Here is an 18,413-nt window from a genome sequence, read left to right as displayed (position 1 = left end):
CGTCACCGCGCCTGCGCCGTGCGCCGGCGGGCCACGGCCTCGCGACGGATGCCCTTGAGCCGGCGCATCGAGCCGGTGGCCCGGCCGAAGTGGTCGTGCAGCGCCTGGTACTCCTCGAACAGGGCGTCGTAGGCGCTCGACCGGCGCTCGTCCGGGAGGTGCACGTGCCGGCGGACGCGGCCCATCTGCTTGGCCGCGGTGGGCACGTCGGGGTACGCGCCGGCGGCGACGGCGGCGTGGATGGCCGCGCCCAGCGCGGGCCCCTGCGCGGAGCCGATCACCGAGAGCGGGAGCCGCGTGACGTCCGCGTAGATCTGCATGAGCAGCGCGTTGCGCGCCAGCCCGCCGGCGATGATGAGCTCCTCGACCGGGACGCCGCTGTCGCGGAAGGCGTTCACGATGACCCGCGTGCCGAAGGCGGTCGCCTCCAGCAGCGCCCGGTAGACGTCCTCGGCACGGGTCGCCAGGGTCAGCCCCATCACGAGCCCGGAGAGCTCGTGGTCGACCAGCACCGACCGGTTGCCCGAGTGCCAGTCGAGCGCCACGAGCCCGTGCTCGCCGACCTCCTGCGCCGCGGCCAGCCGGGTGAGGTGCTCGTGGACCGACTCGCCCGCGGCGGCGGCCGTCTCGACGTAGGCCGGCGGGACGGCGTGCTGGGTGAACCAGCCGAAGATGTCGCCCACCCCGCTCTGGCCCGCCTCGTAGCCCCACAGGCCCGCGACGATGCCGCCGTCGACGACGCCGCACATGCCGGGCACCTCGCGCACGACCTCCGCGCTCATGACGTGGCAGGTCGAGGTGCCCATGATCGCCACCATCTGACCGGGTCCGACCGCCTGGGCGGCGGGCGCTGTGACGTGGGCGTCCACGTTGCCGACCGCGACCGCGATGCCCTCGGGCAGACCGGTCCAGCGGGCCGCCTCCGCGGTGAGCGTGCCGGCGACGTCGCCGAGCGCGCCGATGCGGTGCTCGACCTTGTCGGCCACGAACCGGTCGAAGCCGGGCGCCAGCTGCGCCAGGAACTCCGGGTCCGGGTACCGCCCCTCCTGGCGGATGCCCTTGTAGCCGGCCGTGCACGCGTTGCGGACGTACGTGCCGCACAGCTGCCAGACGATCCAGTCGGCCGCCTCGACCCAGTGGTCCATCCGGTCGTAGACCGCGGGGTCCTCCTCGAGCATCTGCAGGCCCTTGGCGAACTCCCACTCCGAGGAGATCAGTCCCCCGTAGCGCCCGAGCCACGGCTCCTCGCGCTGCCGTGCCAGCTCGTTGATCCGGTCGGCCTGCTGCTGCGCGGCGTGGTGCTTCCAGAGCTTCACGTAGGCGTGCGGGCGGTCGGCGAGCCCGTCGACCTCGTTGAGCGGGGTGCCGTCCGCGCGGGTGGGAACCATGGTGCAGGCGGTGAAGTCCGTGGCGATGCCGACCACGCGGGCCGGATCGATCCCGGCCGCGGCCACCGCCGCGGGAACGGCCACGCGCAGCACCTCGCGGTAGTCCTCGGGCACCTGCAGGGCCCACTCGGGCGGGAGCGGACGCTCGACGCCCGCCAGGTGCGCGGGGAGCACGTCCTCGAGCACGGCGTGCGGGTACGCGTGCACCCCCGTGCCCAGCTCGGCGCCGTCGGACACGCGCACCACCACGGCCCGGCCGGAGAGGGTGCCGAAGTCGACGCCCACCACGTACTGGTCGTCCCGGTCGTCGCTCATGAGCGCTGGTCCTCTCCCACGGGGGCGGTGCTGACGCGGACGACCAGCTCGGGGCTGATCAGCCTCTCCGGAGCCGGCTGGTCCGCCAGCGCGGCCTGCAGGATCTCGATCGCCCGGCGGCCCACGGACTGGAAGTCCTGGCGCACCGTGGTGAGCGGCGGGATGAGGTACGCGGCCTCGGGGATGTCGTCGAACCCGACGACGCTGACGCCGCCCGCCGGCGCGTCGACGGAGCGTCCGGCCTCGTGGAGCGCGCGCAGGAGGCCGAGCGCCATCTGGTCGTTGGCGCAGAACACCGCGGTGACCTCGTCGCGGGCGGCGATCGAGCGTCCCGCCTCGAACCCGCTCGCCGCGGACCAGTCGCCGACGACGGGTTCGGTGGGCTCCAGCCCGGCCGCCGTCATGGCGTTCTGCCAGCCGAGCTGGCGACCGCGCGCCTCGGTCCAGTCCGGCGGGCCGGCCAGGTGGACGATGCGCGTGTGGCCGAGCTCGAGCAGGTGGCGTGTGGCCAGCTCGGCGCCGGCCACCTGGTCGACGCCGACCGTCCAGCGGGTCTTGGCCGGCTCGCCCTCCACCACCACGACGGGGACGCCGAGGTGCTCCTGGGCCCGCGCCACCTCGAGCGCCTCGTCGGTCGCGGAGATCAGCACGATGCCCTCGACGCTCTGGTCGCGCAGGTGGTCGATGGCGTCGACGAGCTCGTCGCGCGTGAGGCTCTGCAGGTTGGCCGAGCTGACGAAGTAGCCCGCCTCCCGCCCGGCCGCCTGGATCGTCCGGTGCACGGTCGAGGGTCCCCAGAAGCCGCTCTTGGAGCCGATCACGCCGATGGTGGCCGACCGTCGCGTCACCAGGGCCCGTGCGGCCGAGTTGGGCCGGTAGCCCAGCTGGCGGATGGCCTCCTCGACCTTCTGCCGGGTCGCCGGACGCAGGTTGTCCTGGCCGTTGATGACCCGCGACACCGTCTGGTGGGAGACGCCGGCGAGACGGGCGACGTCGGCCATGACCGGGCTGCGCGGCGCCGACGGCGGCGGCGTGGCCCGGCTCACCGCTGCCGCCTGGTCGCGAACCGCTGGACGATGACGAAGGCCAGCAGTAGCAGGCCGGTGATGATGCGCATCCAGTACGAGCTCAGCGTGCCGTCGAAGGAGATGAGCGTCTTGATCATCCCCAGCACCAGGACCCCGAGCAGCGAGCCGAGGACGTAGCCGCGTCCGCCGGTCAGCAGCGTGCCGCCGATGACCACCGCCGCGATGGCGTCGAGCTCCATGCCGACGGCGTGCAGGCTGTTGCCCGACAGGATGTACAGCGAGAACAGCAGGCCGGCGAGCGAGGCGCAGAAGCCGCTGATGACGTACACGCCCACCTTGGTCGCGGCGACCCGCAGGCCCATCAGCATCGCGCTGCTCTCGTTGCCGCCGATGGCGTAGACCGTGCGCCCGAAGCGCGTGCGGGCCAGCACGAAGGCGGCGACCGCGACGGTCAACAGCGCCACGATGGCGGTCCAGCGCAGGTAGTACTCGCCGATGTACACGGTCTTGAACGCGAGCGAGGTGAACGTCGTGTCGGTGATCGAGATCGACTCGACGCTGATCAGGTAGGTCAGGCCGCGGGCCAGGAACAGCCCGGCCAGCGTGGCGATGAACGGCTGGATGTCGAAGTAGTGGACCAGCACGCCCATCAGCAGGCCGAGCAGGGTGCCGGTGACCAGGACGGCGGCGATCGCCAGGTACGGCGACCAGCCCATCTGCAGCGTCCGGGCCGCGATCATCGTCGACAGCGCGACCACCGACCCGACCGAGAGGTCGATGCCCCCCGTGAGGATGACGAACGTCATCCCGACGGCCAGCACGATGAGGAACGCGTTGTCCAGCAGCAGGCTCAGCAGCACCTGCGGGTCGCTCAGCCCCTCGTACCGGATGCCGCCCAGGCCGTACAGGCCCAGGAACAGCGCGAAGGTGGCGACGATGGGCAGGTAGCGCGGTGGCGGCGCGTACCCGCGGACCCGGTCCCAGGTCGACGGGGGGACGGTGACGGCGCTCATGCGGGGGTACCTGCCTTCGCGGTGGTGGGGCGGGGAGCGGCGGCGCGACGGTGCGGGCGCAGCATCGCGCGCGCCTTCGGCGACTGGAGCAGGCACACCGCGATGACCACGATCGCCTTGAACAGGTAGTTGACCTCGGACGGGATGCCGATGTTGGGGATCGTGCGGGCCAGGGTGGCGATGAACAGCGCCCCGACGAACGTCCCGGCGAGCGAGAAGCGGCCGCCCATGAGCGACGTGCCCCCGATGACGACGGCGAGGATGGCGTCCAGCTCGATCCACAGGCCGAGGCTGTTGGCGTTCACCGAGTTCGTGTTGGCGGCGATCACCAGCCCGGCCAGGCCGGCGCAGAGACCGGAGAACGCGTAGACGGTCCAGATGATCGTCCGCGAGCGGACGCCGGCCAGGCGGCTGGCCTCGGGGTTGATCCCGACGGCCTCGATCAGCATCCCCAGGGCCGTGCGCCGGGTCAGCGCGGCCGCGAGCAGCATCATCCCGGCGGCGATCAGGAAGGCGAGCGGCAACGTCAGGACGAACCCGGACGCGAGGTCGCTGAACCACGGGTTGTTGACCGTGGTGATCTGCCCGTCGGTGATCGCCATCGAGATGCCGCGGCCGGCGACCATGAGGATGAGCGTCGCGATGATCGGCTGGATCCCCAGCACCGACACCAGGAAGCCGTTCCACGCCCCGAGGAGCAGGCACACCACGAGCGCGTACGTCGTCGCCGCGACGGCGGTGACCAGGGCGCCCTCGTCACCGGCGCCGACGATGCGCGTGCAGGCGATGGCCGCCGCGATCGCCGCGATGGCCCCCACCGACAGGTCGATGCCCCGGGTGGCGATGACCAGGGTCATGCCGAGCGCGACGAGCATGATCGGCGCGCTGTTGCGCAGGATGTCGATGACGTTGCCGTAGAGGTGGCCGTCCTGCATCCGCACGTTGAGGAACGTCGGCTTGGCCAGGACGTTGACCAGCACCAGCACGGCCAGCGCCAGCACCGGCCACACGAGCGGGTGCTGCAGCGCGCGCCGGACGAGCGTCGCGGACTCAGGCATCGGTCTCCCCCTCCGCACGGGCCTCGCCCGCGATGATCTCCAGGACGTCGCGGACGCTGACGTCGTCGTTGGGCCGCTCGTCGATCTTGCGGCGGTCGCGCATGACCACGAGCCGGTCGCTGAGCCGCAGGACCTCCTCCAGCTCGGCGGAGATGAACACGACCGCCATCCCCTTCTCGGCAAGCTCGGCGACCTTCGCCTGGATCTGCGCCTTCGCGCCGATGTCGATGCCGCGCGTCGGCTCGTCCAGGATGAGGATCTCGGGCTGGGTGATCAGCCACCGGGCGAGCAGCACCTTCTGCTGGTTGCCGCCCGACAGGTTCCGCATCAGCGCCGTCGGGTCGGCCGGACGGATGTCCAGCGCCGCCATGTACTCCTGCACCAGCCGGGTGCGGGTCGCCTGCGGCAGCGGCCGCAACCAGCCGCGGGAGGCCTGCAGGGCCAGCAGCATGTTGTCGGCCACCGTGAGGTCGCCGACCACGCCCTCGGACTTGCGGTTCTCGCTGGAGAACGCGATCTTGCGGTCGATGGCGTGCCGCGGGCTGCGCAGGCGCCGCTTCTCGGACCTGACCGCGACCTCGCCGGTGTCGGCGTGGTCGGCGCCGAACAGCAGCCGGGCCAGCTCGGTGCGCCCCGAGCCGAGCAGTCCGGCGACACCGACCACCTCGCCCTCGAACAGCTCCAGGTCGGTGGCCTGCAGCGTGTTCTTGCGGCCCAGCCCGACCGCCGTGAGCACGGGGGCTCCGGTCTCGGCCTCGGTCCGTGGTGCGCGGTCGAGCCGGTCCAGCGTCTCCAGCTCACGGCCGATCATGAGCCGCACCAGCTCCAGCCGGGACGTCTCGGCGACCATCCGCTCCTCGACCATGCGGCCGTTGCGCAGGATCGTCATGCGGTCGGCGATCTCGTAGACCTGGTCCAGGAAGTGCGAGACGAAGACGATCGCCACGCCCTCGTCGCGCAGGTGACGCATGACCGTGAACAGCTTCTCGACCTCGTCGGCGTCGAGGCTGGAGGTGGGCTCGTCGAGGATGAGCACCTTGGCCTGCACGTCGACGGCGCGCGCGATCGCGACCAGCTGCTGCACCGCGATCGGGTGCTCCTCCAGCACCGAGCCGGGATCGATGTCCAGGCCGAGCTCGAGCAGCGTGCGGCGGGCGCTGCGGTTCATCGCCCGCACGTTGATCGCGCCGAACCGGCGGGGCTCGCGACCGAGCATCATGTTCTCGGCGACGGTCAGGTTCGGCACCAGGTTGACCTCCTGGTAGACCGTGCTGATGCCGGCGGCCTGGGACGCGGCCGGCGAGTGGAACTCGTGCTGCTCGCCATCGACGAGCACCGTCCCGGCGTCCACCGAGTAGACGCCGGTGAGCGCCTTGATCAAGGTGGACTTGCCGGCGCCGTTCTCGCCCATCAGCGCGTGCACCTCGCCGGGGAAGAGCCGGACGGACACCTGGTCGAGCGCCGTCACCGCCCCGAAGGTGATCGAGATGTCGCGCATCTCGATGACGGGCTGTCGATCCGTCCCGGGTGGGGCCACGGACTCCGACCGCGTCAGCTGCGTCATCGCGTTCCTCTCTGGGTGGTTCCTCGCAGGGGTGGCGCCGGGCCCGGCCGTGTGGTCCGGACGGGCCCGGCGCCTTCCGGGTCTCGTCACCTCGGACGAGGGGACGTGCGGCCGACGAGCCCGGACGTGCCGCTCATCAGTACTGGCGGTCCGGGAGCGCGGCCTTCGCCTGCTCCTGGGTGAAGGTCGTCTCCTCGGTGACGACCCGGTCGGGGACCTCCTCGCCGTCGAGCACCTTCTGGGCCAGGTCCATCAGCTGCGGGCCGAGCAGCGGGTTGCACTCGACGATGAAGTTGATCTTGCCGTCGGCGAGGGCCTGCATGCCGTCCTTGACCGCGTCGATCGTGATGATCTTGACGTCCTCGCCCGGCTTGAGCCCGGCCGCCTCGATGGCCTCGATGGCGCCCAGGCCCATGTCGTCGTTGTGGGCGAAGACGACGTCGATGCCGTCGTCGGACTGCAGGAAGGACTCCATCACCTGCTTGCCGCCGTCACGGGTGAAGTCGCCGGTCTGGGACGCGGTGACCTTGATCGTGTCGTCGGAGCCGATCGCCTTCGCGAAGCCCTCGGCGCGGTCGATCGCCGGCGCGGCGCCGGTGGTGCCCTCGAGCTGGACGACGTTGATGGTGCCGTCGCCGTTGCCGTCGGCGTCCTTGGCGTTCTCGACCAGCCACTCGCCGGCCTTCTCGCCCTCGAGGACGAAGTCGGACCCGAGGAACGTCTTGTACAGGGACTTGTCGGCGACGTCGACGGCGCGGTCGGTGAGGATCACCGGGATGTTGGCCGCCTTCGCCTCCTGCAGGACCGCGTCGAAGCCGGTCTCGACGACCGGGCTGAACGCGATCACGTCGACCTTCTGCTGGATGTAGGAGCGGATCGCCTGGATCTGGTTCTCCTGCTTGCCCTGGGCGTCGGTGAACTTGAGATCGACGTCCTCGGTCTCGGCGCTCTCCTGGATCGACTTGGTGTTGGCCGTGCGCCAGCCGCTCTCGGCGCCGACCTGGGCGAAGCCCATCGTCATGGCGCCGCCGCCCTGCGAGCCGCCACCGTCGCCGGAGTCCGAGTCCGAGCCGCACGCGGTCAGCGACAGCACGGTGAGTGGGATCGCGCTGAGGGCGATCAAGGTCTTCTTCAACACTGGGTGCTCCTCGGGGTGAAGGGGCGGTCTCCGCCCACTGTGACCGGTGTCACGTTCCAGCGAGTGTGAACGTTAACATTACGAGTCGTCAACCCCTTTGCGGGAAATCGGCGTTCCGAATGTGAGCGTTCACGTGACCGCATCTCCGCACGTGCGGGGCCGCACGGCGCCACGAGATCTCCGGTCTGGTGCCCGGTCCGCCTCGCCCCTTCGACAAGCTCAGGGACCGGGAACGACGAAGCCCTCGTCCTGGGGACGAGGGCTTCGGATGGAGCCGCCTGTCGGAATCGAACCGACGACCTTCTCATGACGGAGTGGGACCGCTCTCCGACTCAGTCAGTTACAGACACGACGAAGCCCCAGCCACGAGGGCTGGGGCTTCGGGTGGAGCCGCCTGTCGGAATCGAACCGACGACCTTCTCATGACGGAGTGGGACCGCTCTCCGACTCAGTCGCACGAACGACGAAGCCCTCGTCCTGGGGACGAGGGCTTCGGGTGGAGCCGCCTGTCGGAATCGAACCGACGACCTTCTCATTACGAGTGAGACGCTCTGCCGACTGAGCTAAGGCGGCGAGGCCTGGCGAGGATCGCCCGCCGGACCGGTCACCGAGTCTAGCCGCAGGGGTTCGCGGAACCGAAATCGGGGGTCGGCCTAGGATCGTGCCCGTGACCGACGACATCCGCGCCGACCTGAACGAGATGCGCTCGAGCATCGACAACATCGACGCGGCCCTCGTGCACCTGCTCGCCGAGCGGTTCAAGTGCACCAAGCGCGTGGGCCGGCTGAAGGCCGAGCACGATCTCCCGCCGGCCGATCCCGAGCGCGAGCGCCAGCAGATCGAGCGGCTGCGCCGGCTCGCGCTGGACGCCGACCTCGACCCGGCGTTCGCGGAGAAGTTCCTGAACTTCATCATCGACGAGGTCATCCGCCACCACGAGGCCGCTCGCGAGGAGTAGCTACTCCTCGCAGACCGTCCCGTCCTTCGGCGCTTCGCCGTCGAGCAGGAAGGTCGCGATCGCGTCGTCGATGCACTCGTTGCCCTGGCCGAGCGCGGTGTGCCCGTCGCCCTCACGGGTGAGCAGGACGCCGGAGTCGAGCGCGTCGGCCAGCCGCTGCGACCACTCGTACGGCGTGGCCGGGTCGCGCGTGGTGCCGACGACCAGGATGGGCGGCGCACCGGGCGCCGCGACGTCGAGCTCGGCCTGCGCGGCCTCGCTGCGGGCGGGCCAGCCTTCGCAGCCGGACGAGTCGCCGGCGAAGAACGGGCCGAAGACCGGCGAGACCTCGCGCAGCTGGTCGGCCAGGCGCTCCGCCTCGTCCGGCGACGGCGCCGGCTCCCCGGTCGCGTCGAGGCAGGAGATGGCCCGGAACGACTCGGCGCTGTTGCTCGCGTAGCGGCCGTCGGGCCCCCGGTCGAAGTAGAAGTCCGACAGCTGCAGCAGCCCGGCCCCGTTGCCGTCGAGCAGCTGGCCGAGCGCGGCGGTGAGGATCGGCCAGTTCTGCTCGCCGTACAGCGGCGTCGCGACCCCGTAGAAGGCCTGGGTCTGCGTCAGCTCGCGGTCGCCGACCTTCAGCGGCTTCGCGTCGAGCTCCTCGATGGCGTCGCCCAGCGTCTGCTCGGCGGACTCGACGTCGTCGCCCAGCGGGCAGTCGTCGGCCACGCAGTCCTCCAGGTAGGCGGTGAGCGCCCGCTGGAACCCCTCGTTCTGCCCCAGCGCGCCCTCCGCGGGCGTCAGGTCGGGGGCGATCGCGCCGTCGAGCACCAGCCGGGCCGCCTTCTGCGGGAACAGCGCGGCGTAGGTGCTGCCGAGCGACGTTCCGTAGGAGGCGCCGTAGTAGGTCAGCTCGTCGTCGCCGAGCACGGCCCGGACGACGTCCAGGTCGCGGGCGGCCTCGACGGTCGACACGTGCGACGCGAGCGCGCCGGACCGGTCGACGCACCCGCGGCCGAAGTCCAGCGACGCCTCCCGCAGTGCCTCGACCTCGGCGTCGTCGTCCGGGGTCGAGTCGACCTGGGTCCAGGCGTCCAGCTCGGCGTCGGTCAGGCAGTCCAGCGCGGGCTCGCTCGAGCCGACACCCCGCGGGTCGACGCCGACGACGCCGTACGTCTCGCGCACGTCGTCGTCGAGCACGGCGGCGACCTGGCCGGCGAAGTCGAGCGCCGCACCACCGGGGCCGCCCGGGTTCACCACCACGTGTCCCTGGACGTCGTCGCCGGTGGCCGGGATCTCGCGGGCCCGCAGCCGGATGGTCTTCCCGATCGGCTCGGCGTAGTCGAGCGGCACCTCGATCCAGGCGCAGCGGGCGTCGTCGTCGCCGCAGTCGGTCCACTCCGGCTGCTGGCCGTAGAACCGCTCGAGCCCGGCGGGGCCCTTCTCCCCCGTGGGCTCGGGGGCCGCGGCGGTGGACCGGTCGCGCTCGAGCACGAGCACCAGGGCCGCGACGATCGCCCCGACGACCACGACGACGGCGAGCGGGAGCAGGTAGGGGCGCAGTCGGGTCACGGCGGTCTCCTGGGTCAGGCGGCGAGCGCGAGCATCATGCGCTCCAGGCACAGGAGCGGGGCCGCGTTGGCCGCCACCGACTCCCTGCACTCGAGGATGGCATCGACCCGGCGGAGGGTCGACTCCGCCGTCCCCAGGCGCGCGAGGGTCTGCACCTCGCCCGCGACGTCGGCGTTGACCAGGCCGGACGGGTCGCGCACCGAGCCCAGCTGCACGGCCAGGACGTCGCGCTGCAGCGACAGCAGGTCGAGCAGCATGCCGTCGATCGCGTCGCGCGACAGCCGGGTGCGGCGTCGCTTCTGCTCCTTCTCGAGCGCCGACAGCGCGCCCGCGTAGCCGGCCGGACGCTTGCCGCGGTCCTCCACGCCCCAGCCCGCGCGCAGGTCGGCCAGCTCCTTGGCGTCGGCGGTGTCGGCGAGGTCCTTGGCGTGGTCGGCGGCGAGCTCGTGGATCGTCGCCGCGGCGCGCAGGCACGATCCGGGGGTGCGCAGCGAGCCAGCCAGCTCGAGGATCTCCCGCCGGCGGCGGCGCACCTCGTCCTTGGTGGCCAGGGCGCGGGCGCGTCCGACGTGCCCCTGGGACGCCTGCGCGGCCTCGCGCGCGGCCTGCGCGTCGATACCGTCGCGCTCGACGAGCAGCCGGGCGACGGCCGCGGCCGGCGGCGTGCGCAGCACGACCGAGCGGCAGCGCGAGCGGATGGTGACGATGACGTCCTCGACCGCCGGGGCGCACAGCATCCAGATGGTCGCGGGCGGCGGCTCCTCGATGGCCTTGAGCAGCGCGTTGGCCGCCTGGTCGGTGAGTCGGTCGGCGTCCTCGACGACCAGCACCTGCCAGCGTCCGGACGACGGGTGCAGCGACGCGGCGCGCACGACCTCGCGGGCCTGGTCGGTGCCGATGCTCAGCCCCTGGGTGCTGATCAGGGTGATGTCGGGGTGGCTGCCGGCCCGGGCCGTGACGCACGAGTGGCACTCACCGCAGCCGGTGCCGCGCTCGCACTGCAGCGCGGCGGCGAACGCGCGCGCGGCGTTGGAGCGGCCCGAGCCCGGCGGCCCGGTGAACAGCCAGGCGTGAGTCATGCCGCTGCCGCCGGAGGAGGCCGCGGCGACCGCACGCTGCAGCACCTCGACCACCGGTTCCTGGCCGACCAGCTCGTCCCACACGGTCATCGGCCGACCTCCGTGAAGAGCGCAGGGTACGGACGTCGGCCGATGAGAGCCTGGACGGCTCGCTCGCTCCGCTCGCGCGTCATCGGCGAGCCCCCGCGACGGCCTGGGCGAGCAGCGGCTCGACCGCGCGGCGGATGGCGGCGTGGATGGCCTGCGGGTCGTCGTCGGCGCTCACCACGAGGTAGTGCTCGGGGTCGCGTCCGGCCAGCGCCAGGAAGTGCGCCCGGACCCGCTCGTGGAACTCCAGCGGCTCGGCCTCGATGCGGTCGGGCGCGCCCGCGCGCGACAGGCCCAGGCGCGGGTCGACGTCGAGCACGATCGTCAGGTGGGGGCGCAGGCCGGCGGTCGCCCAGCGGGCGACCTGCTCGACGTCGGCGGGGTCGAGCGCCCGGCCGGCGCCCTGGTAGGCGATGGTCGAGTCGACGTAGCGGTCGGTCAGCACCACGCGGCCGGCGTCGAGGGCGGGACGCACGACGGCGTCGACGTGCTCGGCCTTGTCGGCGGCGTAGACCAGCATCTCGGTGCGCGGGCTGAGCGCGCCGGTGGCCGGGTCGAGCACGATGCGGCGCAGCTCGGTGCCGACCGGCGTGCCGCCCGGCTCGCGGGTCAGCAGGACGTCGTGGCCGAGCCCGGCGAGCCAGTCGGTGAGCAGGCGGGCCTGGGTGGTCTTGCCGCCGCCCTCGCCGCCCTCGAGCGCCAGGAAGACGCCGGTGGAGGTGTAGCGGTCGGCCATGCCCCCGATCCTAGGGGGCACGTCCGACGGCCCGGGCCTCAGGACTTCTTGGTCGCCTTCTTGGCCGTCGTCTTCTTCGCGGTGGTCTTCTTGGCGGCCGTCTTCTTGGCCGCGGCCTTCTTCGCCGGCGCCTTCTTGGTGGTCTTCTTCGCCGCCTTCTTGGCCGGCCCCTTGGCCCGGCGCTCGGCCAGCAGCTCGACCGCGCGCTCGTGCGTCAGCGTCTCGACGTCGTCGTCCTTGCGCAGCGTCGCGTTGTACTCGCCGTCGGTGACGTACGCACCGAAGCGGCCGTCCTTGGCCACGATCGGCTTGCCGCTGACCGGGTCCTCGCCGAGCTCCTTGAGCGGCGGCTTGGCTGCCTTGCGGCCGAACGTCTTCGGCTGGGCGTAGATCGCGCGCGCCTCCTCCTCGGTGAGGGTGAGCAGCTGCTCCTCCTTCTCAAGGGAGCGCGAGTCGGTGCCCTTCTTCAGGTACGGCCCGTAGCGGCCGTTCTGCGCGGTGATCTCGCTGCCGTCGACGTCGGTGCCGACGACGCGCGGCAGCGTCAGCAGCTTGACCGCGTCGTCGAGCGTGACGGTGTCGATCGACATCGTCTGGAACAGGCTCGCGGTGCGCGGCTTGGCACCCTTGGGCGCGTCGTCGGGCAGCGCCTCGGTGACGTACGGGCCGAAGCGGCCGTTCCGCGCGGTGACCGTGAGTCCGGTCTCGGGGTGCTCGCCCAGGACGTTCTCGGCGCCGGCCGGGGTGGCCAGCAGCTCCTTGGCCTTGTCGAGGGTCAGCTCGTCCGGCGGCAGGTCCTCGGGGATGTTGGCCCGGGTCGGCGTCTCGGTGCCGTCGTCGGCCTTCGTCAGGGGCGGGCCCTCGACGTAGGGCCCGTAGCGGCCGACGCGGACGGCGATGCCCTCGCCGAGCTCGAACGTGGCCAGGCCGCGTGCGTCGATGTCGCCGAGGTCCTCGACCAGGCGCTTGAGCCCGGTGTCGCGGTCGCCCTCGCCGTTCCAGAACGCCTTCAGCACGTGGACCCGGTCCTCGCGGCCGCCGGCCACCTCGTCCAGGACGCTCTCGAGCTCGGCGGTGAACTCGTACTGGACGAGCCGGCCGAAGTGCTCCTCCATGAGCCGGGTGACGCTGAACGCGATCCAGGCCGGGACGAGCGCCGTGCCCTTCTTGTAGACGTAGCCGCGGTTCTGGATGGTGCCGACGATCGAGGCGTACGTGGAGGGACGGCCGATCTCGCGGTCCTCCAGCTCCTTGATCAGGCTGGCCTCGGTGAAGCGCGCCGGCGGCTTGGTCTGGTGCCCGGCCTGGCCGAGCTCGGCGGCCGTGACGGCGTCGCCCTCGGACAGGTTCGGCAGCTTGGTCTGCTGGTCGTCGCCCTGCGCCTCGGGGTCGTCGCCGGACTCCACGTAGGCCTTGAGGAAGCCGTAGAAGGTGATGGTGCGGCCGGACGAGACGAACTCGAGGTCCTCGCCGCTGGCGGCCTGCGAGCCGATGCGGATGGTCGCGGTCGTGCCGCGGGCGTCCAGCATCTGCGAGGCGATGGTGCGCTTCCAGATCAGCTCGTACAGGCGCAGCTCGTCGCCGCGCAGGCCGGTCTGGGCGGGCGTCTTGAACTTCTCGCCCGCGGGGCGGATGGCCTCGTGCGCCTCCTGGGCGTTCTTGACCTTGGAGGCGTAGGTGCGCGGCTTCTCGGGCAGGTAGTCGGCGCCGTAGAGCTCCTTGACCTGCGAGCGGGCCGCGGTGATCGCGGTCTGCGACAGCGTCGTGGAGTCGGTGCGCATGTAGGTGATGTGCCCGCCCTCGTAGAGGCGCTGGGCGACCTGCATCGTGCGGGCGGCGCCGAAGCCGAACTTGCGCGACGCCTCCTGCTGCATCGTCGTGGTGCGGAACGGCGCGTACGGCTTGCGGGTGTACGGCTTGGACTCGACCGAGCGGACGCTGAACGTCTCGCCGCGCACCGCGTCGGCCAGCGCGCCGGCGCGGGCCTCGTCGAGGTGGACGACGTTCTTGGCCGTCAACGTGCCGGTGTTGTCGAAGCTGGATCCGGTGGCGACGCGGGCGCCGTCGACCGAGGCCAGCTTGGCCGGGAACCGACGCGGGTCGTGGCCGGCACCGGCGTCGAAGGTCGCCTCGAGGTCCCAGTAGGACGCGGTGCGGAACGCCATGCGCTCGCGCTCGCGCTCGACGACCAGGCGGGTGGCGACGGACTGCACGCGGCCGGCGGACAGGCCGCTCATGACCTTCTTCCACAGCACCGGGCTGATCTCGTAGCCGTACAGCCGGTCGAGGATGCGCCGCGTCTCCTGGGCGTCCACGAGGTCCATGTCGACGTCACGCGGGTTGGCGATCGCGCGCTGGATCGCCTCCTTGGTGATCTCGTTGAAGACGATGCGCTTGACCGGCACCTTCGGCTTCAGCTCGTCCAGCAGGTGCCACGCGATGGCCTCGCCCTCGCGGTCCTCATCCGTGGCCAGGACGAGCTCGTCGGCGTCCTTGAGCAGCTTCTTGAGCTTGGTGATCTGCGACTTCTTGTCGGCCGAGACGACGTAGACCGGCTCGAAGCCGTTGTCGATGTCGACGCCCAGGCGGGCCCACGGCTGGCCCTTGAACTTCTCGGGCACCTGGTCGGCGCCCTGCGGCAGGTCGCGGATGTGGCCGATCGAGGAGTCCACCACGTAGCCGTCCCCGAGGTAGCCCGCGATGCTGCGGACCTTGTTCGGCGACTCGACGATCACGAGGCTGGTCAAGGGGGGTTCCTCTCATCTGGCCGGGCCCGGTGGCTCGACGCGCACACCGTAACGCGTCCGGTCAATCCCTGCGTTTGAGGGATGGACGGCCGTGACAGGATGCGCCGGTGGAGTTCTCGGGATATCGGCTGCTGCTGGCCGACCGTCAGGTGCGCACGATCTTCGTCGCCGCGTTCTTCGCCCGCATCCCGATGATGGCGCTCCCGCTCGTGCTGACGCTGCTGGTCACCGAGGGCATGGGCGGCAGCTACAAGCAGGCCGGACTGGTCGCCACCTGCGAGACGCTCGGGGCCGCGATCGGCGCCCCGTGGCGCGGACGCCGCATCGACCGCACGGGGCTGCGGCGGGCGATCGTCCCGTCGATCGTCGTGACCGCGCTCGTCGTCCCGGCCCTGGGCCTGGTGCCGACCTACCTCGCGCTCCTGCCGCTGGCCTTCCTGGCCGGCCTCTTCCTCATCCCCATCCACACCATCGTCCGGCTCGCGCTCACCGCCCAGGTGTCGGAGTCGCAGCGACGCACCGCGTTCGCGGCCGACTCCACGATGGCCGAGGCGAGCTTCATCATCGGCCCGGCGGTCGGCGGCTTCCTGGCGGCGTTCTACAGCCCGTCGGTCGCCCTGGTCGGCATCGGCTGCTGCGTCGTGCTGGCCGGCGTCATGTTCTGGGTGCTCGACCCCGACCTGCGCTCCGGCCCCGGACGCCCGGGCGCCGCGGTCGCGACCGACCCGGCCGGTCCGGAGACGCTGCACGACGTCCGCGGCTGGATCACGCCGAAGGTCGTGCTGCTGCTGGTCATCTCGGCCGCCTCGATGGTGGCGCTCATGGGCACCGACCTGGGCATCATCGCCGAGCTGCGCGAGCAGGACGAGATCGCGCTGGTCGGCGTCGTCTACGGCACGTGGGGCCTCGCGTCGCTGGTCGGCGGGCTGCTCTACGGCGCGTGGTCGCACTCCATCCGGCCGTCCTACCTGCTGCTGGCGCTGGGCCTGTTCACCCTGCCGGCCGTCTTCGCGCAGAACGTCTGGAGCCTGGCGCTGCTGGTCATCCCGGCCGGCGCCCTGTGCGCACCGACCCTGACCGCCTCCAGCGAGTGGCTCACGCGGCTGGTGCCGCCGGACCGGCTCGGCGAGGCCATGGGCTGGCAGGGCACCGCGTTCACGACCGGGGGCGCGCTCGGCGCCCCGCTCGCCGGTGCCGCCATGGACGCCCAGGGCGCGTGGGCCGGGTTCGCCGTCGGCGGCGCGGTGGCGACCGTCGTCGCGCTCGGGGCCATGGGCCTGGTGGTGTGGCAGACACGACGCTCGCCGGCGTCCACCCCCATCTAGTCCGTGCGGGAGGATCACGGCATGTCCGTCCGCTCCGCGACCGCGTCCGACGTCCCGGCCATCTGGGCCATCCACAACGAGGCGGTCGCCCACAGCACCGCCATCTGGGACGAGACGCCGGTCGACCTGGCCGACCGCGAGGCCTGGTTCGCCGAGCGCACCGCGGCGGGGTACCCGGTGCTGGTGGCCGAGCGCGACGGCGTCGTCGGCGGGTACGCGACGTACGGACCGTGGCGGCCCAAGACCGGCTACCGGCACACGGTCGAGAACTCCGTGTACGTCCACCCCGGCCACCAGGGCCACGGGCTGGCCTCCGCGCTGCTGGACGCCCTCGTCGCGCAGGCGCACGGCGCCGACGCGGTGCACCGCGTGGTGGCGATGATCGAGGCGACCAACACGCTCTCGATCGGCCTGCACGAGCGGCGCGGCTTCCGCGAGGTCGGCCGGATGAGCGAGGTCGGCACCAAGTTCGGCCGCTGGCTCGACCTGGCGATCCTCCAGCTCGACTGCTGACGCGCCGGGGCTAGGCGGTCAGGAAGCCCTCGGTGACGAGGTCGCGCACCAGCGGGGCGTAGCGCTCGCGCAGCGCGCCGGCGTCCTGGTCGAGCAGCTGGGCGAGGGCGTCCAGGATCTGCCCGGCGGCGAGGTCGCCGTCGCAGGTCGAGACGAGCCCGGCGCCGATGGTGTCCAGCCGGCGCGTGCGGCGCACCCCCGTCTGCTTGTGCAGCATGATCGCCTCGGGGTCGTCGGCCCCGACCGGGCCGTACGTCTCCTGGACGACGTCGCGCGCCACCCGCCAGTGCGTGGCCAGCAGGTCGCCGTCACGGACGGCGTCGACCGCGAGGGCCCACTCCGACACGGCCGGGGCGAGCGGCTGCGCGACCTCCCCGGTCCACTCCTCCACCCGCACCTCGGGACGGTCGGACCCGGCCTTGCGCAGGCTCAGCCAGCCGAAGCCGACGCCGGTCACGCGCTGCGCGGCCAGGTAGTCCAGCCACGCCTCGTAGCGCGCGGCGTGCTCGGCGGTGCCGGTGCGCAGGCCGGCGTCGGCCAGCCACATCTCGACGTAGGTGGCCGGGTCGGCGACCTCACGCTGCAGCACCCACGCGTCCAGGCCCGCGGGCTCGATCCAGCTCCGGACCCGCTCGGTCCAGGGCTCGCCGTCGGTGTGCGCCCAGTTGGCCAGCACCTGGCACCATCCGCCGGGGTTGAGCTGCTCGGCGGCACCGCTCACCACGCGGCGCACCATCTCGTCGCCCGGCATGCCGGCGTCGCGGTAGACGAGCCGCTCGCCGCCGTCGGGCGGCGAGATGACGAACGGCGGGTTGGTGGCGATCAGGTCGAAGGTCTCGCCGGCGACCGGCTCGTAGAGGCTGCCGTCGCGGACGTCCACCTCGATCCCGTTGAGGGCGGCGGTGAGCCGGGCCATCGCCAGCGCGCGCGGGTTGACGTCGGTGGCGACGACCGAGCCGCTGTGCTGCGCCAGGTGCAGGGCCTGGACGCCGCAGCCGGTGCCGAGGTCGAGCGCGCGGCCGACCGGCTCACGGCGGGCGAGCTGGGCCAGGGACGAGGACGCCTCGCTGATGCCGAGCACGAAGTCCGGACGGGTGGCGCCGAGCGCGCCGGTGAGGCCGGGCGTGAGGTCGCAGACCACCCACCAGTCGTGCCCCTCGTCGCCGTACGGGCGGACGTCCACGAGGGCACGCACCTCACCGCCGGACGCGTCGAGCATCCCGGCGGCGACCAGCGGCTCGACCAGCCCGGGCAGGGCCGCGTCCGCCCGCTCGCGCGGGACCGCGACCTGCAGGGAGAACAGCCGGGTCAGCGTCTCCACGGGCGCGCCACCACCGGTGGCGCGCAGCGCGGGGACCGTCTGGTTGCGGCTCAGGGCGCGGTGCGCCTCGTCGCCCAGGACGGCGTACACGCCGTCGACGGTGAAGCCGGCCGCCGCGAGGGCGGACCGGAGGGACGCGATGTGGGACGGGCTCAGCACCCGTCCACTGTCTCAGGCGTCGTGCGAGGAGACCGCAGCCGGCACGGAGTCGTGCAGGCCGAAGACCTTGTCCAGGCCGGTGATCGAGAAGATCTTGAGGATGCGCTCGTGGGTGCACACGATGTCGAGCGAGCCACCCTCGCCACGGACCCGCTTCAGCGCACCGACCAGCACGCCCAGGCCCGTGGAGTCGAGGAAGTCGACCTGCTCCACGTCGATGATCAGGCGGGTCCGGCCGGCATCGACCGCAGCCACGATCGCCTCGCGCAGCTTCGGCGCCGTGTACACATCGATCTCTCCACCCACGGCGAGAACCTCGAACGGTCCTTCGGCCCGGGACGTCAGCGACAGCTCCATCGCACCTCCTCGTCAGGTGGCATTCAACCACGCCCCCGCCGAGGCGGCCCGTCGAGCGTCCTGCGCTGGGCCGGTCTGG

At 72.2% G+C, this 18,413-nt stretch carries 15 protein-coding genes and 1 tRNA gene; 3 read left to right on the top strand and 13 right to left on the bottom strand.

Annotated features, from left to right (window positions below; genetic code table 11):
• Window positions 1-2: 2 nt before the first annotated feature.
• From araB to HGAM_RS05505, 7 genes are all read right to left on the bottom strand, one after another.
• Window positions 3-1,703, bottom strand: coding sequence for a ribulokinase (araB, locus tag HGAM_RS05535; RefSeq protein ID WP_019144481.1), 1,701 nt, complete (start codon window positions 1,701-1,703; stop codon window positions 3-5).
• Complete coding sequence (locus HGAM_RS05530) at window positions 1,700-2,749, bottom strand: LacI family DNA-binding transcriptional regulator (RefSeq protein WP_019144480.1); 1,050 nt, start codon at window positions 2,747-2,749, stop codon at window positions 1,700-1,702. Before HGAM_RS05530 ends, araB begins: the two co-directional genes overlap by 4 nt.
• Entirely contained in the window at window positions 2,746-3,744 is a 999-nt protein-coding gene (gene yjfF, locus HGAM_RS05525) for a galactofuranose ABC transporter, permease protein YjfF (protein ID WP_019144479.1), read from the bottom strand. Before yjfF ends, HGAM_RS05530 begins: the two co-directional genes overlap by 4 nt.
• Window positions 3,741-4,802, bottom strand: a complete 1,062-nt coding sequence (locus HGAM_RS05520) for an ABC transporter permease (protein WP_019144478.1) — start codon at window positions 4,800-4,802, stop codon at window positions 3,741-3,743. The genes yjfF and HGAM_RS05520 overlap by 4 nt, the downstream gene beginning before the upstream one ends.
• Complete coding sequence (locus HGAM_RS05515) at window positions 4,795-6,366, bottom strand: sugar ABC transporter ATP-binding protein (protein ID WP_019144477.1); 1,572 nt, start codon at window positions 6,364-6,366, stop codon at window positions 4,795-4,797. The genes HGAM_RS05520 and HGAM_RS05515 overlap by 8 nt, the downstream gene beginning before the upstream one ends.
• Before the next feature lie 136 nt (window positions 6,367-6,502).
• Window positions 6,503-7,504: an ABC transporter substrate-binding protein gene (locus HGAM_RS05510; protein WP_019144476.1), complete on the bottom strand. Its 1,002-nt coding sequence runs from the start codon at window positions 7,502-7,504 to the stop codon at window positions 6,503-6,505.
• Between the two features lie 497 nt (window positions 7,505-8,001).
• Window positions 8,002-8,077, bottom strand: a tRNA-Thr gene (locus HGAM_RS05505).
• Window positions 8,078-8,171: 94 nt separating this feature from the next.
• On the opposite strand from HGAM_RS05505, the gene HGAM_RS05500 reads away from it, so the two are divergent.
• The gene (locus HGAM_RS05500) at window positions 8,172-8,462 is read left to right on the top strand and encodes a chorismate mutase (protein WP_019144475.1); all 291 of its coding nucleotides are present in this window, start codon (window positions 8,172-8,174) and stop codon (window positions 8,460-8,462) included.
• Here the strand turns inward: HGAM_RS05500 and HGAM_RS05495 are convergent, their stop codons facing one another.
• From HGAM_RS05495 to topA, 4 genes are all read right to left on the bottom strand, one after another.
• A complete protein-coding gene (locus tag HGAM_RS05495) occupies window positions 8,463-10,010 on the bottom strand; it encodes an alpha/beta hydrolase (protein ID WP_019144474.1) in 1,548 nt (515 codons plus the stop codon).
• A gap of 14 nt (window positions 10,011-10,024) precedes the next feature.
• Window positions 10,025-11,179 (bottom strand): DNA polymerase III subunit delta', encoded by a 1,155-nt coding sequence (locus HGAM_RS05490; RefSeq protein ID WP_019144473.1) that lies wholly within the window; start codon window positions 11,177-11,179, stop codon window positions 10,025-10,027.
• Window positions 11,180-11,258: 79 nt separating this feature from the next.
• Entirely contained in the window at window positions 11,259-11,912 is a 654-nt protein-coding gene (gene tmk, locus HGAM_RS05485) for a dTMP kinase (RefSeq protein ID WP_019144472.1), read from the bottom strand.
• A gap of 38 nt (window positions 11,913-11,950) precedes the next feature.
• Window positions 11,951-14,659, bottom strand: coding sequence for a type I DNA topoisomerase (gene topA / locus HGAM_RS05480; protein WP_019144471.1), 2,709 nt, complete (start codon window positions 14,657-14,659; stop codon window positions 11,951-11,953).
• Window positions 14,660-14,766: 107 nt separating this feature from the next.
• Between topA and HGAM_RS05475 the strand changes: the two genes are divergently transcribed.
• Window positions 14,767-15,984 carry an MFS transporter gene (locus tag HGAM_RS05475; RefSeq protein WP_019144470.1) on the top strand — a complete coding sequence of 406 codons (1,218 nt, stop codon included), beginning with the start codon at window positions 14,767-14,769 and terminating at the stop codon, window positions 15,982-15,984.
• Between the two features lie 21 nt (window positions 15,985-16,005).
• Window positions 16,006-16,497, top strand: coding sequence for a GNAT family N-acetyltransferase (locus HGAM_RS05470; protein WP_019144469.1), 492 nt, complete (start codon window positions 16,006-16,008; stop codon window positions 16,495-16,497).
• Between the two features lie 10 nt (window positions 16,498-16,507).
• Here HGAM_RS05470 and HGAM_RS05465 read toward each other — a convergent pair whose 3' ends face one another.
• Complete coding sequence (locus HGAM_RS05465) at window positions 16,508-17,977, bottom strand: DUF7059 domain-containing protein (RefSeq protein WP_019144468.1); 1,470 nt, start codon at window positions 17,975-17,977, stop codon at window positions 16,508-16,510.
• A 12-nt stretch (window positions 17,978-17,989) separates the two neighbouring features.
• A complete protein-coding gene (locus HGAM_RS05460; RefSeq protein ID WP_019144467.1) occupies window positions 17,990-18,334 on the bottom strand; it encodes an STAS domain-containing protein in 345 nt (114 codons plus the stop codon).
• Window positions 18,335-18,413: the final 79 nt, after the last annotated feature.

Origin of the sequence: Aeromicrobium massiliense JC14 (assembly GCF_000312105.1) — a bacterium.
Lineage (GTDB): Bacteria > Actinomycetota > Actinomycetes > Propionibacteriales > Nocardioidaceae > Aeromicrobium > Aeromicrobium massiliense.
The sequence above is the reverse complement of the archived record's forward strand: the minus strand, read 5'-3'. Positions and strand labels throughout refer to the sequence as shown.